General features: G+C 71.3%; 19 protein-coding genes and 1 pseudogene. 6 read left to right on the top strand and 14 right to left on the bottom strand.

Annotated elements, in window-relative coordinates:
* Window positions 1–25: 25 nt before the first annotated feature.
* A complete protein-coding gene (locus SOM08_RS13375; RefSeq protein WP_116957125.1) occupies window positions 26–1063 on the bottom strand; it encodes an RluA family pseudouridine synthase in 1038 nt (345 codons plus the stop codon).
* On the opposite strand from SOM08_RS13375, the gene SOM08_RS13370 reads away from it, so the two are divergent.
* On the top strand, window positions 1062–1874 hold the full coding sequence (locus SOM08_RS13370; protein WP_070400043.1) for an outer membrane protein assembly factor BamD: 813 nt from the start codon (window positions 1062–1064) through the stop codon (window positions 1872–1874). The genes SOM08_RS13375 and SOM08_RS13370 overlap by 2 nt on opposite strands.
* Here the strand turns inward: SOM08_RS13370 and SOM08_RS13365 are convergent.
* Complete coding sequence (locus SOM08_RS13365) at window positions 1837–2391, bottom strand: helicase C-terminal domain-containing protein (protein ID WP_322469089.1); 555 nt, start codon at window positions 2389–2391, stop codon at window positions 1837–1839. The genes SOM08_RS13370 and SOM08_RS13365 overlap by 38 nt on opposite strands.
* Before the next feature lie 1220 nt (window positions 2392–3611).
* Window positions 3612–3734 (bottom strand): annotated as a pseudogene (locus tag SOM08_RS13360) (DEAD/DEAH box helicase); the annotation flags it as partial.
* Between the two features lie 251 nt (window positions 3735–3985).
* Between SOM08_RS13360 and SOM08_RS13355 the strand changes: the two are divergent.
* Entirely contained in the window at window positions 3986–4744 is a 759-nt protein-coding gene (locus tag SOM08_RS13355) for a PP2C family protein-serine/threonine phosphatase (RefSeq protein ID WP_116957123.1), read from the top strand.
* A 9-nt stretch (window positions 4745–4753) separates the two neighbouring features.
* On the opposite strand, the gene zapE is transcribed toward SOM08_RS13355, so the two are convergent.
* From zapE to SOM08_RS13305, 10 genes are all read right to left on the bottom strand, one after another.
* On the bottom strand, window positions 4754–5851 hold the full coding sequence (gene zapE / locus SOM08_RS13350; RefSeq protein ID WP_322469088.1) for a cell division protein ZapE: 1098 nt from the start codon (window positions 5849–5851) through the stop codon (window positions 4754–4756).
* Window positions 5852–5858: 7 nt separating this feature from the next.
* The gene (gene lpdA / locus SOM08_RS13345) at window positions 5859–7277 is read right to left on the bottom strand and encodes a dihydrolipoyl dehydrogenase (RefSeq protein ID WP_322469087.1); all 1419 of its coding nucleotides are present in this window, start codon (window positions 7275–7277) and stop codon (window positions 5859–5861) included.
* A 10-nt stretch (window positions 7278–7287) separates the two neighbouring features.
* Window positions 7288–8535 (bottom strand): 2-oxoglutarate dehydrogenase complex dihydrolipoyllysine-residue succinyltransferase, encoded by a 1248-nt coding sequence (gene odhB, locus SOM08_RS13340; RefSeq protein WP_116957120.1) that lies wholly within the window; start codon window positions 8533–8535, stop codon window positions 7288–7290.
* A gap of 85 nt (window positions 8536–8620) precedes the next feature.
* The gene (locus SOM08_RS13335) at window positions 8621–11512 is read right to left on the bottom strand and encodes a 2-oxoglutarate dehydrogenase E1 component (protein WP_116957119.1); all 2892 of its coding nucleotides are present in this window, start codon (window positions 11510–11512) and stop codon (window positions 8621–8623) included.
* 215 nt (window positions 11513–11727) lie between these two features.
* Window positions 11728–12102, bottom strand: coding sequence for an ArsR/SmtB family transcription factor (locus SOM08_RS13330; protein ID WP_070400036.1), 375 nt, complete (start codon window positions 12100–12102; stop codon window positions 11728–11730).
* Window positions 12103–12195: 93 nt separating this feature from the next.
* Window positions 12196–13782: a class I adenylate-forming enzyme family protein gene (locus tag SOM08_RS13325; protein ID WP_322469086.1), complete on the bottom strand. Its 1587-nt coding sequence runs from the start codon at window positions 13780–13782 to the stop codon at window positions 12196–12198.
* A 7-nt stretch (window positions 13783–13789) separates the two neighbouring features.
* Entirely contained in the window at window positions 13790–14584 is a 795-nt protein-coding gene (locus SOM08_RS13320; RefSeq protein ID WP_116957117.1) for an enoyl-CoA hydratase-related protein, read from the bottom strand.
* Between the two features lie 12 nt (window positions 14585–14596).
* Window positions 14597–15256, bottom strand: a complete 660-nt coding sequence (locus SOM08_RS13315; protein WP_116957116.1) for a glutathione S-transferase family protein — start codon at window positions 15254–15256, stop codon at window positions 14597–14599.
* Between the two features lie 60 nt (window positions 15257–15316).
* On the bottom strand, window positions 15317–17128 hold the full coding sequence (locus SOM08_RS13310; protein ID WP_322469085.1) for an acyclic terpene utilization AtuA family protein: 1812 nt from the start codon (window positions 17126–17128) through the stop codon (window positions 15317–15319).
* A complete protein-coding gene (locus tag SOM08_RS13305; RefSeq protein ID WP_322469084.1) occupies window positions 17128–18114 on the bottom strand; it encodes a tripartite tricarboxylate transporter substrate binding protein in 987 nt (328 codons plus the stop codon). The genes SOM08_RS13310 and SOM08_RS13305 overlap by 1 nt, the downstream gene beginning before the upstream one ends.
* Window positions 18115–18249: 135 nt before the next feature.
* Between SOM08_RS13305 and SOM08_RS13300 the strand changes: the two genes are divergently transcribed.
* Window positions 18250–19152, top strand: coding sequence for a LysR family transcriptional regulator (locus SOM08_RS13300; protein WP_322469083.1), 903 nt, complete (start codon window positions 18250–18252; stop codon window positions 19150–19152).
* Window positions 19153–19178: 26 nt separating this feature from the next.
* On the opposite strand, the gene SOM08_RS13295 is transcribed toward SOM08_RS13300, so the two are convergent.
* A complete protein-coding gene (locus SOM08_RS13295; RefSeq protein WP_322469082.1) occupies window positions 19179–21074 on the bottom strand; it encodes a propionate--CoA ligase in 1896 nt (631 codons plus the stop codon).
* Window positions 21075–21254: 180 nt separating this feature from the next.
* Here SOM08_RS13295 and SOM08_RS13290 point away from each other — a divergent pair, with 180 nt between their 5' ends.
* From SOM08_RS13290 to SOM08_RS13280, 3 genes are read left to right on the top strand one after another with little or no spacing between them, the layout of a single operon-like run.
* A complete protein-coding gene (locus SOM08_RS13290; protein WP_322469081.1) occupies window positions 21255–22583 on the top strand; it encodes a glycosyltransferase in 1329 nt (442 codons plus the stop codon).
* Window positions 22580–23266, top strand: coding sequence for a TVP38/TMEM64 family protein (locus SOM08_RS13285; protein WP_181936365.1), 687 nt, complete (start codon window positions 22580–22582; stop codon window positions 23264–23266). Before SOM08_RS13290 ends, SOM08_RS13285 begins: the two co-directional genes overlap by 4 nt.
* Window positions 23263–24996 (top strand): glycosyltransferase family 39 protein, encoded by a 1734-nt coding sequence (locus SOM08_RS13280; protein WP_322469080.1) that lies wholly within the window; start codon window positions 23263–23265, stop codon window positions 24994–24996. Before SOM08_RS13285 ends, SOM08_RS13280 begins: the two co-directional genes overlap by 4 nt.
* Window positions 24997–25061 lie beyond the last annotated feature (65 nt).

The following is a 25061-nucleotide window of genomic DNA, read 5'->3' as shown; positions in this document are numbered from 1 at the left end:
AGGGGCGTCCGCCGATGCGGGCGGATCAGTCGATCAGGCCCTGGCCGGCAGGGGGCGGATTGTACCGGAGCCCCCCGGCGGCCAAGGCGGCGGTCAGGTCCTCGGGCGGGTCGCGCCAGAAGGCCAGCGGCACCCCGGAAACCGGGTGCGACAGGCGCAGCGACGCCGCGTGCAGCGCCTGCCGCTGCAGGCCCCAGAGCGGCCGGCCGCCGTACAGCGTGTCGCCCACCAGCGGATGGCCCAGCCAGGCCATGTGCACGCGGATCTGGTGCGTGCGCCCGGTGTGCAGCTTGCAGGCCACCAGCATGGCCTCGCCGCAGCGGTCGAGGGCGAGGAAGTCGCTCTGCGCCGGCTTGCCCGCGCCCTCGCCCACCACCGCCATGCGCAGGCGGTTGCGGGGGTCGCGGCCGATCGGTTCGCGCACCGTGCGCAGGCCCTCGTGCCGCCAGGCGCCGTGCGCGATGGCCAGGTACTGGCGCCCCACTTCGCGGGCCGCGATGGCGCTCACCAGCGCCTGCATGGCGGGGCGCGACTTGGCGACCATCATCAGGCCCGAGGTGTCCTTGTCGAGCCGGTGCACGATGCCCGCGCGCGGCAACGCGGCGGCGCCCGGGTGGTGCGCGAGCAGGCCGTTGAGCAGCGTGCCGCCCCAATGCCCGGCCGCCGGGTGCACCACCAGCCCGGCGGGCTTGTCGATGACCAGCAGGTGCTCGTCCTCGAACACCCGGTCCAGCGCCATGGGCTCGGCCACAAAGGCGCGCGCCTGCGGCGTGGGCCGCAGCGCGACCACCACCGTGTCGCCCGCCGACACGCGCGTGGCAGCCTTGGTGCAGGCGCGCTCGCGCCAGAGCACGCCGCCGTCGGCCAGCAGCTGCTGCAGGTAGGAGCGGGAGAACTCGGGCACCAGCGCGGCCAGCGCGCGGTCCAGCCGCCAGCCATGCAGCCCGGCGGGGACCTCGTGGCGGCGCTGCTCGGCCTGTTCGTCCCAGGGCTCGCCCTCGGGCGCCACACCCCCGGCCGATATACTGTCCGCTTCGTTCAACGAGTCCTGTTCCAGCGCCATGCCCTTGAAGTTGAGCCGTGGATTATCGGCCCCGTCCCTGGCCGCCGTCGCCCTGGCGCTGCTGCTGCAGGGCTGCAGCACGACCCCGGTCGATGAGACCATTGGCTGGAGCCCCAACCGCCTCTACAGCGAGGCCACGGACGAGCGCGACGCCGGCAACTACGCGCGCGCCGTCACCCTGTTCGAAAAGCTCGAAGGCCGCGCCGCCGGTACGCCGCTGGCGCAGCAGGCCCAGCTCGACAAGGCCTACACCCAGTACCGCGGCGACGAGCCCGCGCAGGCCCTGGCCACGCTGGACCGCTTCATGCGCCTGCACCCGGCCAGCCCCGCGTTCGACTACGCGCTCTACCTCAAGGGCCTGGTCAACTTCAATGACAACCTGGGTCTCTTCGGCTCGCTGGCGCGCCAGGACCTGTCCGAGCGCGACCAGAAGGCGGCCAAGGAATCCTACGAGGCCTTCCGCGAGCTGAGCACGCGCTTTCCCCAGTCGCGCTACACGCCGGACGCGGTGGCGCGCATGCGCTACATCGTGAACTCGCTCGCGCAGTACGAGGTGCACGTGGCGCGCTACTACTTCGGCCGGGGCGCCTACCTGGCGGCCATCAACCGCGCGCAGTCGGCGCTGACCGATTACACCGACGCGCCCGCGCTCGAAGAGGCGCTGTACATCCTCGTGCAGTCCTACGACGCCCTGGGCATGACCCAGCTGCGCGACGACGCCGCGCGGGTGATGCGCGCGAGCTACCCGAACAGCGAGTACGTCGAGCACGGCTTCAAGAAGTCGAGCGATCCGTGGTGGAAGCTCTGGTGAGCGCCGCCAGTTCGCCCAGCCACGCGTCCACCTCCGCCTCCGTGTCCAGCCAGCGGCTGGGCGGCAGCGCCGCCAGCAGCGCCGGGCCGTAGGCGCGCCGGCGCAGGCGCACGTCGCCGATCACGATCAGGCCCCGATCGCCCGCGCGGCGGATCAGTCGCCCCACCCCCTGTCGCAGGGCCATCGCCGCGTCGGCCAGCTGCACCTCGCTGAACGGGTCGGCGCCCAGCGCCTGGGCGCGCGCCAGGCGCTGCCGCAGCCAGGGGTCGTCGGGCGGCGCAAACGGCAGCTTGTCGATCACCAGCAGCTGCAGGGCCTCGCCCGGCACGTCGATGCCCTGCCACAGCGCGCCGCTGGCCACCACCACCGTGGGCGCCGCGCCGCCCGCGCGGCGCAGGGCCTCCAGCGCGGCGTGCGTGGGGCGCTCGCCCACCAGCAACACCCGCCAGTCCGGCCGGGCGCGCGCCTGAAGGGCCTGCGCGATCCGCTGCGCCGCGCGCCGCGTGGTGGCCAGCACCCGGCAGCGGCCGCCCAGCCGCGCGATCCAGGGCACGATGCGCTCGGCCAGGGCCTGCGCGTGCGTGGCCTCGGCGGGCTCGGGCAGGTCCTCGGGCACAAACAGCGCGGCGGCGCTGGGGTCTTGGTCGTCCGCCACCAGGCGCGCGCGCGCGGCGACCAGGCGGCATCCACCGCCAGGGCCTGGCGGTGCCAGCCCAGTGCGTCGTCCAGACCGAGCGTGGCCGAGGCGTGCACCACGCTGCGCGCGCCCAGCGGCGCCGCGGTGGCCAGGGCCAGCGCGGCCACATCCTGGCCCTGCGCCGCCGGCCGCAGGCAGGTCCAGTCTCCGGGCGAACGCCAATCAAGCCAGACCGCCGACGGGTCCTCGCTGCTCAGCAGCGTGTGCAGCACCTGCGCCATCGAGCGGGTGCGCTCCAACAGGCGGCGCGGGCGCGGATCGGCCTCGCCGCTGGCCGTGAGCGCGGCCTGCGCCGCGGCGACGGCGTGGGCCAGCCGCCAGGGCGCCAGTCGATCGCCCAGAGGCCAGGCCTGCCGGCCCTCGCGCGGCGGCAGCGCCGCCAGCGCCTGGGCCAGCGCGCGCGTGGCCGATTGCCCGTCGTGCGCGAGCAGCCGCCACGCCTGCAGGCCGCGCAGCGGGCCGTCGGCCAGCGCGGCGAGATCGGCCCACAGGCGCTGCAGCGCCGCCTGGTCGAAGGCCTCGGCGCCCAGTTGCGCGCGCAGCGCGTGCAGGGCATGCGCTTCGTCGAACACCACCACGTCCACCTCCGGCAGCAGGCGCGGGCGACCCAGGTGGTGGCGCTGCAGCTCGGCCAGCCACAGGTGGTGGTTGATGACCACCACGTCGGCCGCCAGCGCGGCGCGGCGCGCGCGCTCCACGTGGCAATCGGCCCAGCGCGCGCAGGCCTGGCGCGCGCAGTTCTCGCTGGTGGAGGTGATGCGCCCGTGCAGGCCGGCGATGGCGTCGGTGCCGGCGACCTGGTCGAGGTCGCCATCGCCGCCGCGCTCCGCCCAGGCCAGCAGTTCACGCAACCAGGCGTGTTCGGCCGGCGCGCCCGCGCGCGGGCCCTGCTCCACCGCCGCCTGCAGGCGCGCCAGGCAGACGTAGCGTCCGCGGCCCTTGAGCAGGGCCACGCGCACCGGCTGACCGGTGGCGCTGGCCAGGCGCGGCAGGTCGCGCTCGGCCAATTGGCGCTGCAGCACATGGGTACTGGTGGAGACCAGCGCGCGCCGGCCCGACAGCAGCCAGGGCAGCAGGTAAGCCAGGGTCTTGCCGCTGCCCGCCGGGGCCTCGACCAACAGCGCGCCCCCGCCCTCGATGGCCTGCGCCACCGCCTGCGCCATGGCGGCCTGCGCCGCTCGCGCGGTCCAGCCGGGCCAGGCCCGGGCCAGCGCGCCACCGGGCGCGAGTGCCTGTGCCACGCGGGCGCCGAGTTCGCTCATGCGAACGCCTGCGCGCAGCGCGCCGCGAGGCGGGCCTCATCGGGCCGCCGTGCGAGGCCCACGCGGGCTTCCCCCGTCCGGCCGGCCGGACGGGGATTAGTGGATACCATTGCGACCACCGCGCCCCCGCCGCTCCAACCGATCGAATCCATATGAGCAAAGGCTATCGCATCCTGGCATCGACCGGCATCCACAAGGGTGACCGCGACTACCAGCAGGACCAGGTCGAACTGATGCAGCACACGCGCATCCCCAACTGCCTGCTGGCCGTGCTGGCCGACGGCATGGGCGGGCGCAGCGGCGGCCGCAAGGCCTCGGACCAGGTGATGCTCACGGCACGCCAGCTGTTCAACCGCTTCGACCCCGAAACCGACGACCCACGGGCCCTGCTCAAGCAGATCGTCAACGAGTCGCACATGGTGATCAAGCTGACGGCGGTGTCGGCCGAGCAGGAGCCGCACAGCACCATCGCGGCCTTCTTGCTGCTGCCCAACGGCGAGAGCCACTGGGTGCACGCCGGCGACTCCCGGGTTTACCACTTCCGCCAGGGCAAGCTGCTGCACCGCACGACGGACCACTCCTACGTGCAGACCCTGGTCAACCAGGGCGAGATCACCGAACAGGAAGCCCTGGACCACCCGCACGCCAACATCCTGATGGGTTGCCTGGGCACCGAGAACGACCCGCCGATCGACCTGCACGCGGTGCCCAAGCTGAACGCGGGCGACGCGCTGATGGCCTGCAGCGACGGCATCTGGCACTACTTTTCGCCCGAGGAGCTGGCCAGCACCATCGCCATGCTCTCGCCGCGCGAGGCCTGTGAGTTCCTGATCCAGAAGGCGCGCACCCGGGCGCGGGGGACGGGAGACAACCTCTCGCTGGTGGTCGTCAAGCTCGACCCCTTGATCTGAGCGCCGCGCTCAGGTCAGCGCCGTGTCCACCACCCGGTGCGGCAGGGCCAGGTACTCCTGCGACTGCATTTCCGTCAGGCGCGACACCGTGCGCGGGAATTCGTGCGACAGGGGACCTTCGAGGTACAGCGCCTCGGGCTGCACGGCCGCCGACAGCACGAGCTTGCAGCGCCGGTCGTAGAGCACGTCCACCAGCCAGGTGAAGCGCCGCGCCTCCGAGGCCATGCGCACCGACATCTGCGGCACGTTGGACAGCAGCACCGTGTGGAACTGGCTCGCGATCTCGAGGTAGTCGTTCTGCGAGCGCGGTCCGCCGCACAGGGTGCGAAAGTCGAACCAGATCACCCCGCCCGCGCGGCGCAGGGCCTGGATCTGGCGCGACTCGATGCCCATCACCGGGCTCTGGTCGCCCACCTCCGCGAGCTGGTTGAAGGTGGCTTCCATCGCCGCGTCGGCCTCGGGGCCCAGCGGCGTGTGGTACAGCGCGATGTGCGTCAGCGTGCGCTGGCGGTAGTCGGTGCCGTTGTCCACGTTCACCACCTCCAGCCGCTCCTTCAGCAGCTCGATCGCCGGCAGGATGCGGTCGCGGTGCAAGCCCTGCGGGTACAGCTGGTCGGGGTGGAAGTTCGAGGTGGTGACGAAGCCCACGCCGTTGCGGAACAGCGAGTCCAGCAGGCGATGCAGGATCATGGCGTCCGTCACGTCGGCGACGTGGAACTCGTCGAAGCAGATCAGCTTGTAGCGCCGGGAGATGCGCTCGCCCAGCACGTCCAGCGGGTTCTGCGTGCCCTGCAGGTCGCGCAGTTCGCGGTGCACCTCGCGCATGAACTCGTGGAAGTGCAGCCGCGTCTTGCGCTTGAGCGGCACGGCGTGGAAGAAGCAGTCCATGAGGAAGCTCTTGCCGCGCCCCACCCCGCCGAACATGTACACGCCGCGCGGGACGTCCGGCCGGTTGATGAGCTTCTTCAGCGCGTTCGAGCGCTTCTGCTTGTACTGGGTCCACTCCTGCGCGCAGCGCTCCAGCGCGTCCACGGCCCGAAGTTGGGCCGGGTCGGGCGTGTAGCCGCGCTCCTTGAGCGCGGCCTCGTAGGCGCTGCGGACGCTCAAGGCGGTGTCAGAAGTTCAGCGTGCGCTTGTCGACGGCCAGCGCGGCTTCCTTCGTCGCCTCGGACAGCGAGGGGTGCGCGTGGCAGATGCGCGCGATGTCCTCGCTGCTGGCCTTGAACTCCATCGCCACCACGGCTTCCGAGATGAGCTCGCTGGCCATGGGGCCCACGATGTGCACGCCCAGGATCTCGTCGGTCGCGGCATCGGCCAGGAACTTCACCATGCCAGTGGTGTCGCCCAGCGCGCGCGCGCGGCCGTTGGCCATGAAGGGGAAGGTGCCGGCCTTGTAGGCGGCGCCGCGGGCCTTGAGCTGCTGCTCGGTCTCGCCCACCCAGGCGATCTCGGGGCTGGTGTAGATCACCCAGGGGATGGTGTTGAAGTTCACGTGCCCGTGCTGGCCCGCGATGCGCTCGGCCACCGCCACGCCCTCTTCCTCGGCCTTGTGCGCGAGCATGGGGCCGCGCACCACGTCACCGACGGCCCAGACGCCCGGCAGGTTGGTGCGGCAGTCGCCATCGACCACGATGGCGCCGCGCTCGTCGAGCTGCAGGCCCACGCCCTCGGCGTTGAGGCCGATGGTGTTGGGCACGCGGCCGATGGAGACGATCAGCTTGTCCACCTCCAGCGTCTGCGCCTCGCCCTTGGCGTTGGCGTAGGCGATGGACACACCCTTCTTGCCGGACTTGACCTCGCCGACCTTCACGCCCAACTCGATCTTCAGGCCCTGCTTGTCGAAGGCCTTCTTGGCTTCCTTGGCGATCTGCTCGTCCACCGCACCCAGGAATGTGGGCAGGCCTTCGAGGATGGTCACCTCGGCGCCCAGGCGGCGCCAGACGGAGCCCATTTCCAGGCCGATGACACCCGAGCCGATCAGGCCCAGCTTCTTGGGCACCGCGCCCACGCGCAGGGCGCCGTCGTTCGAAAGGATGTTCTCCTCGTCGAAGGGCGCGCCGGGCAGCGCGCGCGCATTGGAGCCGGTGGCGACGATGACCTGCTTGCCGACGAGGCTCTCCTCGCCGGCCTTGATCTCGTAGCCCCCCTCGACCGCCTTCACGAACGAGCCGCGGCCGTGGACGAAGGCCACCTTGTTCTTCTTGAAAAGGAACTCGATGCCCTTGTTGTTCTGCTCGACCACCTGGTCCTTGCGCTTGAGCATCTGGCCCACGTCCAGGCTCAGGCCCTTGACCTCGATGCCGTGCTCGGCGAAGTGCTTGCCGGCGTGCTCGTAGTGCTCGGACGACTGCAGCAGCGCCTTGGAGGGGATGCAGCCCACGTTGGTGCAGGTGCCGCCCAGGGCGGCACCGCCCTTGGCGTTTTTCCACTCGTCGATGCAGGCCACCTTGAAGCCCAGTTGCGCGGCGCGGATGGCCGCGATGTAGCCCCCGGGGCCGCCGCCGATGACGATGACGTCGAATTGCTGGCTCATCGTGCGGTCCTCAGATGTCGAACAGCAGGCGCGCGGGGTCTTCCAGCGCTTCCTTCATGGCGACCAGGCCCAGCACGGCCTCGCGGCCATCGATGATGCGGTGGTCGTACGACATGGCGAGGTAGTTGATCGGCCGGATCACGATCTGGCCGTTCTCCACCACGGCGCGGTCCTTGGTGGCGTGCACGCCCAGGATGGCCGACTGCGGCGGGTTGATGATGGGCGTGGACAGCATGGAGCCGAAGACGCCGCCGTTGCTGATGGAGAAGGTGCCGCCGGACATTTCCTCGATGCCCAGCTTGCCGTCCTTGGCCTTCTGGCCGAACTCGGCGATCTTCTTCTCGACGTCGGCGAAGCTCATCTGATCGGCGTTGCGCAGGATGGGCACCACCAGGCCGCGCGGCGAACCGACGGCGATGCCGATGTCGAAGTAGCCGTGGTAGACGATGTCGTTGCCGTCGACCGAGGCGTTGAGCACCGGGTACTTCTTGAGCGCGTGCACAGCGGCCTTGACGAAGAAGCTCATGAAGCCCAGCTTGACGCCGTGCTCCTTCTCGAACTTCTCCTGGAACTTCTTGCGCATTTCCATCACCGGGGCCATGTTGACCTCGTTGAAGGTCGTGAGGATGGCGTTGGTGGACTGCGACTGCAGCAGGCGCTCCGCGATGCGGGCGCGCAGGCGCGTCATGGGCACGCGCTCTTCCGGACGCTCACCCAGGTTGGGAGCGGCCACCGGCACCTGCGGCAAGGCCTTGGTGGGCGCGCCCGTGGGGATGGCCACCGGCGCGGCGACCTTGGGTGCGGCCACGGCGGCCAGCACGTCGCCCTTGGTGACGCGGCCGTCCTTGCCGGTGCCGGCCACGGATCCCGCGGCCAGGTTGTTGTCCGCCATGAGTTTGGCGGCGGCGGGCATGGCCACGCCGGCCTTGCTGCTCGACACGGCGGCGGCAGCGGCGGGGGCCGGTGCGGGCGCGGCGGCCGCAGGGGCAGCCGCCGGCGCGGCGGCGCCGGCCACGGCGGCGGTGTCGATGCGCGCGATCACCTGGTCGGCGACGACGGTGGCGCCGTCGGCCTGCAGGATTTCGGTGAGCACGCCGCCAGCGGGAGCCGGGGTCTCCAGCACCACCTTGTCGGTCTCGATCTCGATCAGGATTTCGTCGGCGGACACCGCCTCACCGACCTTCTTTTTCCACTGCAGCAGCGTGGCCTCGGCCACCGATTCGGACAACTGCGGGACTTTGACTTCAACGATTGCCATGTTCTGTTCCGTGCGTTCGTTCTATAGGGGAAGCGTCGGGCGCCTGGCGGCGCGACCGCGAGGCCACGCACCCGACAGACTGTCTTTACTTGGTGAGGATGAAGCCCTTGAGCTTGCCGAAGGCGGCGTCGATCAGCTGCTTCTGCTGCTCCTGGTGCAGGTGGGCGTAGCCCACTGCCGGCGAGGCCGAGGCCGCGCGACCGGCGTAGCCCAGCTTCTGGCCCTCGAGCATGTTCTCGTGGATGTAGTGCTGCACGAAGAACCAGGCGCCCTGGTTCTGCGGCTCGTCCTGGCACCACACGATGTCGGCCGCGTTCGGGAAGCGCTTGAGCTCGGCGGCGAACGCCTTGTGCGGGAAGGGGTAGAGCTGCTCGACGCGGATGATGGCCACGTCCTCGCTGCCCTTCTCCTCGCGCTTCTTGACCAGGTCGTAGTAGACCTTGCCCGAGCACGCGATCACGCGCTTGACCTTCTCGGCCTTCTTCACCACCTCGGCGTTCTGCTCGGGGATGACGGTCTGGAAGCCGCCCTTGGTGAACTCGGACAGCGGCGACGTGGCGTCCTTGTTGCGCAGCAGGCTCTTGGGCGTGAACAGGATCAGCGGCTTGCGCAGCGGACGCACCATCTGGCGGCGCAGCACGTGGAAGATCTGGCTGGCCGTGGTCGGCTGCACCACCTGCATGTTGGTGTCGGCCGCCAGCTGCATGAAGCGCTCCAGGCGGGCCGAGCTGTGCTCGGGGCCCTGGCCTTCGTAGCCGTGCGGCAGCATCAGGGTGATGCCGTTGACGCGGCCCCATTTCACTTCGCCGGAGGCGATGAACTGGTCGATCACCACCTGCGCGCCGTTGGCAAAGTCGCCGAACTGCGCTTCCCACACCACCAGGGTGTTCGGGTCGTTCGACGCGTAGCCGTACTCGAAGCCCAGCACCGCCTCTTCCGAGAGGATGGAGTCGATCACCACGAACGGGGCCTGGTTCTCGGCCACGTTCTGCAGCGGGATGTAGGTGCCCTCGTCGTACTTCTCGCGGTTCTGGTCGTGCACGACCGCGTGGCGGTGGGTGAAGGTGCCGCGGCCGCAGTCCTCGCCGGACAGGCGCACCGGGAAGCCGCTGGCCACCAGCGAGGCAAAGGCCATGTGCTCGCCCATGCCCCAGTCCACCGGGATATCGCCGCGGGCCATGGCCGCGCGGTCGCCGTAGACCTTCTTCACCAGCTGGTGCGGCGTCACGGTGTCGGGGATGGTGGTGATGCGCTCGGCCAGGCGGTTCCACTCGGTCAGCGGGATCGCGGTGTCGGCGCTGTCGCTCCACTTCTTGCCCAGGTAGGGGCTCCAGTCGACCGCGTACTTGCTCTTGAAGTTGGTGAGCACCGGGTCCACCGTGTGGCGGCCCTCGTCGAGCGCGGCGCGGTAGGTCTTGACCATGTCGTCGCCCAGCGTCTCGCCCAGGCCCTGGGCCGCGAGGCGGTCGGCGTACAGCTTGCGCGTGCCGGGGTGGGCCGCGATCTTCTTGTACATCAGCGGCTGGGTCAGGCTGGGGGTGTCCTGCTCGTTGTGGCCCAGCTTGCGGAAGCAGACGATGTCGACCACCACGTCCTTCTGGAAGGCCAGGCGGAACTCGAGCGCGAGCTGGGTGGCGAACACCACGGCCTCGGGGTCGTCGCCGTTCACGTGCAGCACGGGCGACTCGATCATCTTCACGATGTCCGAGCAGTACAGGGTGGAGCGGCTGTCGCGCGGGTCGGAGGTGGTGAAGCCGATCTGGTTGTTGATGACCAGGTGCACCGTGCCGCCGGTGGAATAGCCACGCGTCTCGGCCAGCGCCAGGGTTTCCATGACCACGCCCTGGCCGGCGAAGGCGGCGTCGCCATGCACCAGCACGGGCAGCACCTGCTTGCCCAGGGGGTCGCCGCGGCGGTCCATGCGGGCGCGCACCGAGCCCTCGACCACCGGGTTGACGATCTCCAGGTGCGAGGGGTTGAAGGCCAGCGAGAGGTGCACCGGGCCACCGGGGGTGGCGACGTCGGAGCTGAAACCCTGGTGGTACTTCACGTCACCGGCGGGCAGGTCCTCGGGCGCGGTGTGGTCGAACTCGGCGAACAGGTCCTTGGGCATCTTGCCCAGGGTGTTGACCAGCACGTTGAGGCGGCCGCGGTGGGCCATGCCGATGACGATTTCCTGGATGCCGGCCTGGCCGGCCTGCTGCACCAGCTCGTCCATGGAGGCGATGAAGCTCTCGCCACCTTCGAGCGAGAAGCGCTTCTGGCCGACGTACTTGGTGTGAAGGAAGCGCTCCAGGCCCTCGGCGGCCGTCAGGCGCTCCAGGATGTGCTTCTTCTTCTCGGCGTTGTAGGCCGGGCGGGTGCGCGTGGCTTCCAGCTTTTCCTGCCACCAGCGCTTCTGGTTCTGGTCGGTGATGTAGTTGTACTCGGCGCCGATGGAGCCGCAGTAGGTTTCGCGCAGCGCGTTCAGCAGGTCGCGCAGCGACATGGAGTCGCGGCCGAAGAAGGTGTTGCTGGTGTTGAACACCGTCTCGTAATCGGCGTCGGTGAAGCCGTAGAACGAGGGCTCGAGCTCGGGAATGTGGGGGCGCTCGGCGCGCTTGAGCGGGTCCAGGTCGGCCCAGCGGGCGCCGACGTTGCGGTAGGCCGCGATGAGCTGCTGCACGGCGGTGCGCTTGCGGGCCAGCTCGGAATCGGCGCCGGAGGCCACCACCACGGTGGTGCCGCCCTGCTTGGCGCGCTCGGCGAAGGCGTTGACGACCGGCAGGTGCGGGACGTCCTTGGCGTTGCTGCCGTCGACCGCGGGCACGTTCTGCAGGGCGTCGAAGTACTCGCGCCAGTTGTCCGGCACGCTCGTGGGGTTGGCGAGGTAGTTCTCGTACATCTCTTCCACGTACGGCGCGTTGCCGCCGAAGAGATACGAGTTGCCCTGATAGGCAACGTAGATGTTGCCCGCGTTCGATGGGGTATCGCTCATGGATCCGCTGACCTCCGTCTTCCTCGGGAAGACATTAGCTGGTTAAGACAACCTTCCGCGACACGGCTGGACCGGTTGGCGGATGCGACAGTGATGGGAAGGACCTGACTGCGAACGGCATTGTGCCACCGCCCCGCGCCAAGGGGGCGATCATGGGCCAAAGCCCACGCCGATACTGTGACGGGTGGTGAAGCGGGCGTGACCGGCGGGCGTGCTCAGGGCGCCACGCGCGGCGACAGCCGCTCGGACGCCGGCACCGAGGCCGGCTCGTCCATCTCGATCGCGATCTGGGTGCAGACGGTGCGGCACAGCATCACGGCCTTCTCGCTCTGCACGCGGTAGAACACCTGCGTACCGTCCTTGCGCTTGGCGAGCACGCCCGAGCGGTAGAGCAGGTTCAGGTGCTGCGACAGGTTGGGCTGGGTGGTGTCGATCTCGCGCAGCAGCTGGGAGACCGACTTTTCCTGGTCGCACAAGGCGCTGAGGATGCGCAGCCGCATGGGGGTGGAGAGCACGCCGAAGAGCTCGGCGGCGAGTTCGAAGACCCGCCCTTTCTCGACCTGGGCATCACTGGCGATCATGTCGGCCATGGCATCCGCGCTTGGTTGGAAATATAAGCATGGATGATAGACCCAGGCCCCGGCCCCCGCCTAGCCAGCCGCCAGGGTCCCGGCGGGCGAGGCTCAGCCGCCCCCGTCCGCCAGCGCCTGGCGCAGTTCCCGCTTGAGCACCTTGCCCATGGGGTTGCGCGGCAGCGCCGGCATCACCGCCCAGCGGCGCGGCACCTCGTGGCGGGCCAGGTGGGCGCGGCACCACTCGCCCAGGGTCTGCGTGTCCAGGGTGTGGCCCGGCGCCGGAACGACGCAGGCGGCCACCTCCTCGCCCAGCCGTTCGTCGGGTACCGCCACGACGGCCACGTCCGCGATGCCCGGGAAGCGCAGCAGCGCGGCCTCAACGGCGGCCGAGGACACTTTCAGGCCGCCGCGGTTGATCACGTCCTTCACGCGGTCGATGAAGCGCAGCAGCCCGTCCCCGTCGGCCACCACCAGGTCGCCGGTGTGCAGCCAGCCGTCGCGGAAGGCGAGCGCGGTGGCCTCGGGGTCCTCGAAATAGCCGGCCGCCAGGCTGGGGCCGCGGAACAGCAGCTCGCCCGGGGTGCCGGGGCCGACCGGCCGCCCCGCCCCGTCCACCACGCGCAGCTCGCAGTGCGGCATGGCCTGGCCCATGAGGCCGGCCTTGGCCGGCAGCCAGTGCGGCGGCAGGTAGGCCCCGGCCGGGCCGCTCTCGGTCATGCCCCAGACGTGCACCTGCTCCATCCAGGGCCAGCGGACCGCCGCGCGCCCGATGAGGGGCGCCGGCATGGCCGCGCCGCCGTAGGCCAGGCGCCGCACGCGCCGCAGGCCCTCGGCGCCGCGCTCGGCCTCGGCCTCGGCCAGCATGAGCTGGATCACCGAGGGCACGCCGTGGTAGACGGTGGTGCCTTCGGCGTCGGCCAGGGCCAGGCGCTGCGCGCTGTCCAGGTGGTGTTCCATGACGAAACCCGCGCCGTGCACCCAGGAGGACATGCAGCCCAGGTTCAGGCAGGAACTCGTGAAGAAGGGAAACGCGCCCTGGTAGAGGTCGCCCGCCACCAGCCCCACCGCGGCGCCCATGGCCAGGCCCGCGTGCAGCAGGCTGCGGTGCGTGTGCACCACCGCCTTGGCCTGGGCCGTGGTGCCCGAGGTGAACAGCAGGCAGGCGGGTTCGGTGGGGGACACGGACGGGCCGGCCGCCTCGGCCGGCCCCGGGGCCGGCCCGTCCAGCGTCGCCGGCCAGGCGGGTTGGGGTCCGTCCAGCAGCGCCAGGGGAAGCTCGCTGGCCGCCGCGAGGCGCGGCGCGCTGGCGGCCAGGCCCACCACCAGGCGGGGCCGCACCAGCGCCAGGGCCTGGGCCAGTTGCCCGTCGGACCCGCGGGTGCTGAGCGGCACCACCACCGCACCAATGGCCCAGCAGCCCAGCGCCGTGAGCACCGCCTCGCGGCCGGCGTCGTTGTCCAGGTAGACGGCCACGCGGTCGCCGCGCGCCACGCCCAGGCGGGCCAGGCCCTCGCCCACGCGGCGCTGCCAGCGCGCGAGCTGCGCATAGCTCAGGCGCTCGCGGTGCCCGGCGGCGGCGCGCGCGGACAGGGCGATGGCCGAGGGCCGCTGCAGCGCCCGCCGATCGATGAGCGCGCTCACGCTCAGCCCCTGCAGCTGCGCGGGCGACGGGGGCTCGTGGTCGGGACTGGCCATCGCGGACTCAGCGCCCGGTGAACACCGGTGCGCGCTTCTCGCGGAAGGCGTTCACCGCCTCCTGGTGGTCCTGGCTGCGGTTGGACAGGGCCTCGTAGGCGAGCGAGGCGTCCATGATCGAATGGGCCAGTTGCTTGAGCCCGATGTTCACGGCCATCTTGCTCCAGCGGATGGCCTTGACCGCGCCGCCGGCCAGCCGATCGGCGAACTGCGCCACGCGCGCGTCCAGCTCCGCCGCCGGCACGGCGTGGTTGATGAGCCCCATGCGCGCGGCCTCGGCGGCGCTCATCAGGTCGCCGGTCATCAGGTACTCCTTGGCGCGCGCGTAGCCGATGAGCTGCGGCCAGATCACCGCGCCGCCGTCGCCCGCCACGAAGCCCACGCTGACGTGCGGGTCGCCGATCCTGGCGGTCTCGGCGGCGAACACCACGTCGCAGAACAGCGCGATGGTGGCGCCCAGGCCGGTGGCGTGGCCGTTGAGCTTGGCCACCAGCGGCTTCTCGCAGTCGAGCAGCGAGTAGACGATCTGCTTGCCCTCGCGGGCGGTGGTCTCGAAGGCGCCCGGCTCGTCGATCATCTTCTGCATCCAGTCGATGTCGCCGCCGGCCGAGAAGGCGCGGCCCGCGCCACCGAGCACCACCACGTCGCTGTCCGGGTCGCCCGAGGCCTCGACGAAGACGCGCGCCAGCTCGGCGTGCATGCGCTCGTCGATGGCGTTGAGCTTGTCGGGCCGGTTCATGGTGATCTCCAGCACGCGGCCCCGGCGCGCGAACCGAAGCGACGAATAGCTTGCAAAGTCCATGGTGGGGCTCCCTCAGGCCGCGGCGCGGTAAACGTTGAGTTCCAGCTTCTCGCGCGCCATGGCCGCGGCCACCGGCGCCGATGCGGCCACGCGCTGCGCGTGCGCCCACAGCGCCGGCAGGCCCTGCGGGTCGATGCCCGCGTAGCCGCCCCAACGCAGCAGGGTGAGCGCGTAGGCGTCGTGAAAGGACGGCCGCTCGCCGAACCAGAACGGCGTGGCCTGCGCCACCCAGCCCTGGATGCGCTCCAGGTGATCGCGGAAACGCTTCGTGTTGAAGCGCTTGAGCTCGGCGTGCGCGGCCCCGTCCTCGGCGAACAGGTGGGGCTTGAAGACGTGGGCAAAGGTGGGGTGCGCGGTGTTGTTCATGAAGGCCAGCTGCGACATCGCCTGCGCGCGTGCCCAGGGGTCGGTGGGCAGCAGGCCCACCTGGGGGAAGCGGCGGTCCAGGTAATCGGCGATGGCCAGCACCTGGGTCAGCGGCCTGCCCTCGGCCACCAGCACGGGCACCTGGCCCAGGGGGTTGAGCGCCAGGTGCGCGGCGCTCAGGTGCTCGCCCTTGTGCAGGCGCACGGCGTGCGCCGCGAAGTCCTGGCCGATCGCCGCCCGGATGGTTTCCAGGCCGGCGTGGACCACGAACGAGCAGGTGCCCGGGCCATAGTGAAGTTCCAGCATGCGATGTGTCCTCTGTGGGGCCCGGGCGGTGCCGGGCGGGGTGGGAAGCGTTCGCCGGCCTCAGACGTCCAGGTCGTCGGGCACGGGGATGTCGAACTCCAGCAGCTGCTGGGCCATGCCCTTGCCCATGGGGTCGGGACGCAGCGAGCTGGGGCCACCGCCGTCCAGCGCGCCGTCCAGCACGAAGTTCAGGGCGTGCAGGCCGGGCACCGCGTGGCGCACCACGGCGCCCTCGACCAGGTGGGCCAGGTAGGCCTTCACCGCCTCGGCGCTCAGCGCCGCCTCGATGAAAGGCAGAAAGGCCGGCCGGCGCGCGATGACGGCGATGTTGGAGGTGTTGCCCTTGTCGCCCGAGCGGCCCCAGGCCAGGCGCACCAGCGGCACGCGGCGCCCGCCGGGTCCGGGCCCGCGCGCGGTCGCGGCCCCGGCGCGCGGGGCCACGGCGGGCGCCGCGGCCTGCGGAGCACCGGCGGGAATGGGCACGCTCACGCACTGCGCGCCCAGCGTCACGCGCGGCGGCGCCAGCCGCGCCTTGTCCACCAGGCAGGTGAACAGCCGGTAACGCGGCTCCACCACGGGCCGGCTGTTGAACATGAGCGCGCTGCCGGTGGTGGTGCCGGGCGCGAAGGACACGCCGGGCACGCGCGCCTCGCGCGAGAACAGCTCCAGGGCCTCGCGGCGCGGGTGCGTCGCCGCCACGCGCGCGATCGCCTCGCGCAGGTCAAAGGCGCGCGCGCGCGGACCGTAGCCGTCCTCCGCGCCCACCACGCCCACGGCCACTTTCTCGAAATCGCCCAGGCCGCGCGCCAGCGCCATGGCGCGGGCCCGGCCAAGCAGCGCCTCGCCGGTGCGGCGCGCCTTGCGCACCGCGTCGATGCCGAACACCGGCAGCTGCGCCACGCAGCGGTAGCCGTCGAGGTAGGCGGCGGACAGCTTGTAGTGCGGGCCGGGTGCCCGACCGCGCGCGCCACGCACCACCACGCGGTCGGGACCGGCCTCGGTGACGGTGACGCCGGTGAAATCGCAGCAGACGTCGGGCAAGCGGTAGCGGGCCGGGTCGCCCACCTCGTACAGGATCTGCTCGCTGACCGTGCCGCGCGTGACCAGGCCGCCGGTGCCGGCGGGCTTGCTCACCACGAAGTGGTCGGCGCCGTGGCATTCGATGACGGGGTAGCCGATGTTTTCCCAATCGGGCACGGTGTGCCAGTCGGTGTGGATGCCGCCCGTGGCCTGCGGCCCGCACTCCAGGATGTGGCCCGCCAGCGAGCCCATGGCCAGGGCGTCGTGGTCGTCGGGTGTCCAGCCGTACTCGTGCATCAGCACGCCCAGCGTGGTCGCGCTGTCGACGATGCGCCCGGTGACCACGATGTCCGCGCCCATCGCCAGGGCCCGCGCGATGGGCAGCGCGCCCAGGTAGGCGTTGGCGCTGACCAGTTCGGCCGGCATGGCCTCGCCGGTGTAGAAGTCCGCCACGCCCGCCGCGCGCAGCCCGGGCATCAGGTCCAGGCAGTCGTCGCCCTCGACGCAGGCCACCTTCAGTTGCGTCCCCAGCTCGCGCTGCAGCCGCTCGATGGCCTGGGCGCAGCCGGCGGGGTTCAGGCCGCCCGCGTTGGCCACCAGGCGGATGCCGCGCTGCTGGCAGGCCGGCAGGATCTCGCGCAGCGTGAGCTCGACGAACTCGCTGGCCCAGCCGGCCGCCGGGTCGCCCTGGCGGGTGTGGGCGAAGCTGGACAGCGTCATCTCGGCCAGGTAATCGAACACCAGGTACTGCATGCCCGGCACCGCCACCAGCTGGCGCGGCCCGAGGATGCTGTCGCCGACGAAGGCACAGGCGCCGCCGATGGTGACGGTCTTGGAAGCGGTGCGGTTCATCAGTCGGCGCTCAATCCCAGGCGGCGCACGATCTGGCCGGCGGTGTCGACCTCCTCGCGCAGGAAGGCACCGAACTCGGCCGGCGTGCCGCCGATGCCCTCGGAGCCCTTGCGCGCCAGCCGCTGCTGGAACTCGGGGTTCTTCATCACCTGGGCGATCTCGCGCGACAGCTTGTCCACGATGGCGGGTGGCGTGCCCGCCGGCGCCAGCAGGCCGGCCCAGGCGTAGGTCACCAGCTCCGGGTGGCCCAGCTCGCCGATGGTGGGCACGTTGGGCAGCTGCGGCGAGCGCTGGTGGCTGGTCACCGCCAGGGCGTGCACCGCGCCCTTGGCGATGTGCGGCTCCATGGTGGGAATGGCGTCGAAGCTGAACTGCACGCGGCCGGTCAGCAGGTCGCCACGCGCCTCGTTCGAGCCCTTGTAGGCCACGTCGAAGGCGCCGCGCAGGCCGGTGGCGACGGCGAAGCGCTCGCCCAGGATGTGGTTGGCCCCGCCCTTGCCGCTGGTGGCGTAGCTCAGCGGCGGCTGGCCCTTCTGGCCCAGGGCGACGAAGTCCTTGAAGGCGCCCGGCATCTGCGGCGCGGCCACCAGCACCAGGGCCGTGCGCGTCATCAGCGACACCGGCACCAGCGACTGCGGCGTGTAGGGCAGCTTCTTGTAGAGCGACTGGTTGATGGCGTAGGCGCCGATCACCACGCCCAGGGTGTAGCCGTCGGGCGCCGACTTGGCCACGGACTCGGTGCCGATGATGCTGTTGGCCCCAGGCTTGTTGTCCACCACGATGGTCTGGCCCAGGCGCGCCGACAGCTCCTTCATCACCTCGCGGGTCATGTCGTCGGTGTTGCCGCCGGGCGGGTACGGCACCACCACACGCAGCGGCCGGTTGGGGTAGCCGGCGTCGGCCTGGGCGGCGGCGCCGGTGCTGGCCAGCGCGGCCACCGCCAGCAGCAGGCAGCGGAAGCGCAACGGGATCGAGGCGGGGGGCATGGCTTGTCTCCTGTCGTTGTTCATGGGCACTGTCGCCGGGCCATTGTGGAAGCGCCCTCCCCCGAATGGATCGCGAAGCAGGGGTTTTCTGATAACGTTTTGGAATCGCAGAACAGCGCCGCTCAGGCTTGCCCCATGCAACTCAAGGACCTCCAGGCCTTCGCCCGCATCGCCGAGCACGGCAACCTGCACGCGGCGGCCGACGCCCTGGGCCTGACCCAGCCGGCGCTGTCCAAGTCGGTGCGCCGGCTGGAAACCGAACTGGGCGTGCGCCTGCTGGAGCGCCTGCCGCGCGGCGTGGCCCTCACGGCCGCCGGCCGTCTGCTGCACGAGCGTGGCCGCTCGCTCGCTCGGCTGGTCGACGACACGCGCATGGAGATCGCCGACCTCAAGACCGGCCAGTCGGGGCAGCTGCGCGTGGGCGCGGTGCCCACCATCCTGGACACCAAGCTGGCGCCGGTGCTGGCGCAGCTACTGGGCGGCGACGACCCGCTGCGCTTCTTCGTCAGCGTGCAGCTCAGCGGCGGCCTGCTGCGCGCGCTTCAGGCCGGCGAGCTGGACTTCGCGCTCGCCGCCATCCCCGAGCCGGTGCCGGACGGGCTGTCCTGCCTGCCGCTGTGGCGGCAGGAAACGCACATCGTGGCGCGCAAGGGGCACTGGCTGCTGCGCCGCCCGGGCACCCTGGACGACCTGCGCCAGCAGCCCTGGCTGCTGCCGCCGCGCGGCATCATGACGCGCACCTGGGTCGAGGCCCTGTTCGCGCAGGCCGGCCTGGACAAGCCACGCCTGATGGTGGAGGCCGATGCCTCGCCCGGTCTGTTCGCCACGCTGATCCGCAAGACCGACCTGCTGAGCGCCATGACGGTGGACACGCTGGCCTCGCCCATGGGCGCGGGCCTGGCCACGGTGGCCTCGCCGCAGGGCCCCTGGGTCACGCCCCTGGGCCTGTTCTGGCGCCGCACGGCCTACTTCTCCAAGCCCATGGAGCGCTACCGCGACCACCTGCTGGCCACCCTGGCCGGGCCCGCGACCGCCTGAACGGGCGGCCGCCGGCCGCGGGACAATCAGGCGGCGCCCACCAGGTCCTTGATCTGCTGCAGCGCGCCGGGATCGTCCATGGTGGTCAGGTCGCCCGGGTCGCGGCCTTCGCACACGGCCTGGATCGCGCGGCGCAGCAGCTTGCCGCTGCGCGTCTTGGGCAGCAACGAGACGAAACGCACCCGCGCCGGCCGCGCCACCGCGCCCAGCTGCGCGTCCACCAGCTTCATGATCTCGCCTTCCAGCCGAAGCTGGGCCTGGGCATCGCCCAGCGCCGAGGCGTCCTTGGCCACCACGAAGGCCATGGCCACCTGGCCCTTGAGCGAATCGGCCACGCCCACCACCGCCACTTCGGCCACGTTGGCGTGGCTGGCGATGCTCTCCTCGATTTCGCGCGTGCCCAGGCGGTGACCGGCGACGTTGATCACGTCGTCCGTGCGGCCCAGGATGTAGTAGTAGCCGTCCTGGTCTCGGATGCCCCAGTCGAAGGTCGAATAGACCAGCTGGCCCGGGATGCTCTTCCAGTAGGTGTTGACGAAACGCGCGTCGTCGCGCCACACCGTCTGCATGAAGCCCGGCGGCGTGGGGCCTTCGATCACCACCACGCCCTTCTGATCGGCGCCGGTCAGTTCCTCGCCGGTGGACTCGTGCAGCAGTTTCACGCGGTAGCCGTACATGGGCACGCCCGGGCTGCCGAACTTGCTGGGCTGCCTCTCCACGCCGTTGGCCACGGTCAGGATCGGCCATCCCGACTCGGTCTGCCAGTAGTTGTCGATGATGGGCACGCCCAGGCCGTCGGCGATCCAGCGCGCCGTGGGCTCGTCCAGCGGCTCGCCGGCCAGGAACAGGGCCTTGAGGCTGGAGAGGTCGTATTGCTTGAGGTAGGCCGGGTCCTGCTTCTTGAGCACGCGCACCGCCGTGGGCGCGCTGAACATCACCGTCACCTTGTACTTCTCGACCAGCTTCCACCAGATGCCACCGTCGGGGCGGATCGGCAGGCCCTCGTACATGATGGTCGCCATGCCCGCGATCAGCGGCCCGTAGACGATGTAGCTGTGGCCCACCACCCAGCCAATGTCGCTGGTGGAGAAATACGTCTCGCCCGGCTGCCCCATGAAGATGTGCTGGATGCTGGCCGCCAGGGCCACCGCGTAGCCGCCCACGTCGCGCTGCACGCCCTTGGGCTTGCCCGTGGTACCGCTGGTGTAGATGGTGTAGCTGATGTCCGTGGCGTCGAGCCAGGTGCAGGGCACCTGCGCGTTCAGGTGCTGTTCGCGCAGGGCGGCGTAGTCGTGGTCGCGCCCGGCCACCCGCTCCATGGGCGCCAGGCCGCGGTCCACCAGCAGCACCGAGGCGGGTTTGTGCCTGGCCAGGGCGATGGCCTCGTCCAGCAACGGCTTGTAGGGCACCACCTTGCCGCCGCGCGAGCCGGCGTCGGCGCTGACGATGGCCACCGGCGTGGCGTCGTCGATGCGGCTGGCCAGCGAATGGCTGGCGAAGCCGCCGAACACCACCGAGTGGATGGCGCCGATGCGCGCGCAGGCCAGCATGGCGAAGGCGGCCTCGGGAATCATGGGCATGTAGATGAGCACGCGGTCACCCTGCTTCACGCCCTGGGCGAGCAGCACGGCGGCCATGCGCTGCACCTCGGCGTGCAGCGCATCGAAGCTGTAGATCCGCTCCACGTCGGTCTCGGTGGACACGAAGATCAGCGCGTTCTGCTTCGCGCGCTCCTTCAGGTGCCGGTCCACCGCGTTGTGGCAGAGGTTGGTGCGGCCGCCCTCGAACCAGCGCGTGAACGGCGGCTTGTCGTTGTTGCAGACGCGGGTGAAGGGCGTGTGCCAGTCGATCAGGCGGGCCTGCTCGGCCCAGAAGCCCTCGGGGTCCTCGACCGAGCGGCGGTGGAAATCGGCGTATCCCATGCGTGTCTCCTGGTGCGGCCGGCCCCGGCTGGCGGCCGCTTCTGAATTCTTAATTATGGAGAGCTGGCTTGCGTGGGGCTGACGGGACTAACCCGCGCTGCCCGGGCCGGCGCCTAACGTCCGCTTAATCCTGCGCCGTTCTGATGCCGGCCGTGATCACCGCCCCCGCCAGGACGTGCCATGGACGCCATCAACCAGTGGCTGATGCCGCTGTGGAACCTCTCCCCTTCCGCCCCCTCCGCGCTGGTGCTGCTCGCGCGCGTCGCCAGCCAGACCCTTCCCCTGATCGCCTTTCTCTCGGTCGCCGTCCTGCTCAGCCTGGGCGAGCCCTGGCGGCGCACCGCCTGGCAGATGCTGCTGGCCATGGGCGCCGCCTGGCTGATCGCCAGGGGCCTGCACAGCCTGTGGCCGCAGGCGCGGCCAGCGGCGCTGGGCATCGGCACCCAGTGGCTGGAGCATGGCAACTCGCCGGCCTTCCCCAGCCGCCACGCCACCGTCGGCCTGGCCTTCGGGTTCGCCGGCCTGCTGGCTGCGCCCCGGCGCGCGGTCGGCGCGCTCTTCCTGCTCGCCGGCCTGCTCATCGCCTGGAGCCGCGTGGCCCTGGGCGTTCACTTCCCCCTGGATGTGATCGCGGGCGCGGCCATTGCCGCGGCCTGCGCCCTGGCCGTGCGCCGGCTGTGGCCGTGGACGCCCGCCGACAGCGAACCGCCGCTTTCCCCGATCCCCGTTGCCACCGATGCCGCCATGTCCTACCCCCCTGCCCTTGAAGTCTCCGTCCTGATACCGGCCAAGAACGAGGCCGGCAACATCGGTCCCCTGGTGCGGGAAATCGCCGCCGCCCTGGGCGCCGACTACGCGTTCGAGGTGGTGCTGGTCGACGACGGCAGCACCGACCACACCGGCGCCGAATTCCTGGAGCAATGCCGCCAGCGTGGGGTGCGCGGCCAGCTGCTGCGCCACGCCCGCAGCTGCGGCCAGAGCACCGCACTGGCCACGGCGGCGCAGCACGCCCAGGGGCGCTACCTCGTCACCATCGACGGGGACGGCCAGAACGACCCCGCCGACATCCCCGCCCTGATCGCCGAAGCCCGTCGGCTGAGCGCGGCCGGCCCCGACTTCTGCATCGCCGGCTACCGGCGCAACCGCCGGGACACGCGCTGGAAGCGCCTGCAGTCGCGCATCGCCAATGGCGTGCGCCGGCGCATGCTGGACGATGGCGTGCCCGACACCGGCTGCGGCCTCAAGCTGATCCCGCGGCAGACCTGGCAGCGCCTGCCGTACTTCGACCACATGCACCGCTTCCTGCCCGCGCTCGTGCAGCGCATCGACGGGCGGATCGCCGTGGTGCCGGTCAACCACCGCCCGCGGCGCACCGGCGTGTCCAAGTACACCGCCTGGAACCGGGTGTGGGTCGGCATCATCGACATGCTCGGCGTGCGCTGGCTGATGCTGCGCAGCCAGCACCCCACCCTGTCGTCCAAAGAGGTCGTTGGCGAGCCCACGCCGTGAAGACCGAATTCAGCTTTTTCGCCAAGCCGCTGCTGCTCACCGCCGCGCTCAGCCTGGCCTTCGTGGCGCTGCACGAGGGCTGGCTGGGCGCCTTCACGGAGAAGGAGCTGCTGCACGCGCTGTTCCTCTACCACTGGGGCATCGCCTGGCCGGCCTTCGTGGCCATCGGGGTCGTCTACACGGCCCTGGGCGGCCCGCGCCAGGTGCTGGCCTTCAGCAGCGGCTACCTGCTCGGGGGATGGCAGGGCGCGCTGGTCAGCACCCTCATCACCGGACTCGGCGCCCTGCTGACCATGGTCGTGGCGCGCTACGCCGCCGGCGGCTGGCTGCGCCGCCAGTACCCGCGGCGGGTCGAAGCGCTGCGCCAGCTCATGGCCGAGGACACCTGGAAGTGGGTCTGCATCCTGCGCCTGTTGCCGGTGGGCAGCAACCTGGCCACCAACATCGTCGCCGGGCTGTCGGGGCTGGACCTGCGGCCCATCGTCGTGGGCAGCCTGCTGGGCTATCTGCCGCAGATGCTGCTGTTCGCCTACGCGGGCTCGGGCCTGGCCCTGCACAACAGCGCGCACCTGTGGATCAGCCTGGCCACGTTGGCCGCCTCCACGGCGCTGGGCGTGTACCTGTACCGCCACGGCTTCAGGCAGCGCCTGGAGCGCCTGCGGGGCGAGGCCCAGCCGCAATGACCCAGGCCGACCGCCCCACCGACGGCGGATGGGCCTGGCCCGTCGCGTTCATCCTGCTGGCCGCGGTCGTCGTGCTGGCGGCCGGCATCGGCCTGCGCTCGCCCTGGCCGGCCGACGAGCCGCGCTTCGCACAGATCGCGCGCGAGATGGTCGAGTCCGGCCAGTGGCTGTTCCCCATGCGCGGCGGCGAGCCCTACCCCGACAAGCCACCCGTCTTCATGTGGCTGGTGGCCTTGTTCTACCTGGCCACCGGCCAGCTGAAGGTGGCCTTCCTGCTGCCCAGCGCGCTGGCCGGGCTGGGCACCCTCTGGCTGGTGCACGACATCGGCCGCCGCCTCTGGGGACGCGACGTCGCCCGGTACGCGCTGCTCATCCTGCTGTTCACGCCCCAGTTCTTCATGCAGGCCAAATCGGCGCAGCTCGACGCGCTGGTGACGTTCTGGATCACCCTCGGTTGCTACGGCCTGCTGAGGCACTTCCTGCTGGGCCCGTCCTGGGCCTGGTACTGCGGGGCCTTCGCGGCCATGGCACTGGGCATCATGACCAAGGGCGTGGGCTTTCTGCCAGCGCTCATGCTCATCCCCTTCGCGCTCTGGACCCCGCGCAGCGGCCCGGGCACCTCGGGCAAGGTCTGGGGCGCCAGGAGCTGGCTGGGGCTGCTGGTGCTGCTGGGCACGCTGGCCCTGTGGCTGGGGCCCATGCTGTGGACGGTCGCGGCCTCCGGCAGCGACGCCCTGCGCGCCTACCGCGACAACATCCTGTTCCACCAGACCGCTGGCCGCTACGCCAACCCCTGGGGCCACATCAACGCCTGGCATTACCTGTTCACGGTGGCCATCCCTTCCGTCTGGCTGCCCTTGCTGGTGCTGATGCTCACGCAGTGGCGGCGCCTGGGCCGCCTGCTCCGGGAGGACCGCACCGCCCGCGTGCTCTTCGCCTGGGCGCTGATGGTGCTGGTCTTCTTCTCGCTGAGCCGGGGCAAGCGGGTGGTCTACATCCTGCCGGCGCTGCCCATGCTCTGCCTGGTGGCGGGCGCGCTCTGGCAGCGGGCGCTCGACGAAGGCGGCACGCGCGCCTCGGCCCTGGCGCTGCGGGGGGTGGTGGTGCTGCTGGGCCTGGGCCTGGCCGGGCTGGGCGCGGTGGCCTGGCTGCACCCCGCCTTGCTGGGGCCCAAGGTCGACGACTATGGCGACGTGCTGGCCGAGATCGCCCTGCCCGTGCTGGGCATGGGCGTGGGCGTGCTGGCCCTGGCCGCCGCCACCTGGCGCCGCGACGCGCTGGCTTCGCTGGCCGCGGTCTCGCTGCTGTGCTGGTTCGCGCTGTCCTGCTGGGTCTGGCCCGCGATGGACGCCCACCGCACGCCCAAGGCCGTGATGCTCGAGCTCGAGCGCGCCGTGGACGCCCGGCACGAGGTCGGTCTGCTGCAATTCAAGGAGCAATTCCTGCTGTTCTCGCGCCGGCCGCTGACCCATTTCAGCGTCCTGGCCCCGGTGGCCGAGCAAGAGCGCAACGCCTGGCGCTGGATGCAGGAGGACCCCAGCCGCGTCCTGCTGGTGCCCGACTCGCTGGACCTGGCCTGCTTCGACATGCACCGGCTGCGCGTGCTGGGCAAGGCCCATCGGCAGGACTGGGGCCTGCTCGACGCCGGCGCGATGAAGCCGCGCTGCGAGCCCCCGCTCAAGGCCCTGCGCTACACCTGGCGCCCGCAGCGCCTGGACATCCTGGACTGAGCGCGCGGCCACCGGCCTGACCCGCCGGGCCATTCGGCCCGCGCGCCAGCGTCCGGTCGCGCGGG

It is taken from the genome of Hydrogenophaga sp. SNF1, from assembly GCF_034421675.1.
In the GTDB taxonomy this organism is placed as follows: domain Bacteria; phylum Pseudomonadota; class Gammaproteobacteria; order Burkholderiales; family Burkholderiaceae_C; genus Hydrogenophaga; species Hydrogenophaga borbori.
This window is presented reverse-complemented; position numbering and strand designations above follow the sequence as displayed.

What these genes read in the sequence shown, in the direction of transcription:
- SOM08_RS13370 (WP_070400043.1), top strand. Translation starts at nt 1,062, where the DNA reads ATGCCCTTGAAGTTGAGCCGTGGATTATCGGCCCCGTCCCTGGCCGCC.
- SOM08_RS13375 (WP_116957125.1), bottom strand. Translation starts at nt 1,063, where the DNA reads ATGGCGCTGGAACAGGACTCGTTGAACGAAGCGGACAGTATATCGGCC.
- SOM08_RS13355 (WP_116957123.1), top strand. Translation starts at nt 3,986, where the DNA reads ATGAGCAAAGGCTATCGCATCCTGGCATCGACCGGCATCCACAAGGGT.
- lpdA (WP_322469087.1), bottom strand. Translation starts at nt 7,277, where the DNA reads ATGAGCCAGCAATTCGACGTCATCGTCATCGGCGGCGGCCCCGGGGGC.
- odhB (WP_116957120.1), bottom strand. Translation starts at nt 8,535, where the DNA reads ATGGCAATCGTTGAAGTCAAAGTCCCGCAGTTGTCCGAATCGGTGGCC.
- SOM08_RS13335 (WP_116957119.1), bottom strand. Translation starts at nt 11,512, where the DNA reads ATGAGCGATACCCCATCGAACGCGGGCAACATCTACGTTGCCTATCAG.
- SOM08_RS13330 (WP_070400036.1), bottom strand. Translation starts at nt 12,102, where the DNA reads ATGGCCGACATGATCGCCAGTGATGCCCAGGTCGAGAAAGGGCGGGTC.
- SOM08_RS13325 (WP_322469086.1), bottom strand. Translation starts at nt 13,782, where the DNA reads ATGGCCAGTCCCGACCACGAGCCCCCGTCGCCCGCGCAGCTGCAGGGG.
- SOM08_RS13320 (WP_116957117.1), bottom strand. Translation starts at nt 14,584, where the DNA reads ATGGACTTTGCAAGCTATTCGTCGCTTCGGTTCGCGCGCCGGGGCCGC.
- SOM08_RS13315 (WP_116957116.1), bottom strand. Translation starts at nt 15,256, where the DNA reads ATGCTGGAACTTCACTATGGCCCGGGCACCTGCTCGTTCGTGGTCCAC.
- SOM08_RS13310 (WP_322469085.1), bottom strand. Translation starts at nt 17,128, where the DNA reads ATGAACCGCACCGCTTCCAAGACCGTCACCATCGGCGGCGCCTGTGCC.
- SOM08_RS13305 (WP_322469084.1), bottom strand. Translation starts at nt 18,114, where the DNA reads ATGCCCCCCGCCTCGATCCCGTTGCGCTTCCGCTGCCTGCTGCTGGCG.
- SOM08_RS13300 (WP_322469083.1), top strand. Translation starts at nt 18,250, where the DNA reads ATGCAACTCAAGGACCTCCAGGCCTTCGCCCGCATCGCCGAGCACGGC.
- SOM08_RS13295 (WP_322469082.1), bottom strand. Translation starts at nt 21,074, where the DNA reads ATGGGATACGCCGATTTCCACCGCCGCTCGGTCGAGGACCCCGAGGGC.
- SOM08_RS13290 (WP_322469081.1), top strand. Translation starts at nt 21,255, where the DNA reads ATGGACGCCATCAACCAGTGGCTGATGCCGCTGTGGAACCTCTCCCCT.
- SOM08_RS13280 (WP_322469080.1), top strand. Translation starts at nt 23,263, where the DNA reads ATGACCCAGGCCGACCGCCCCACCGACGGCGGATGGGCCTGGCCCGTC.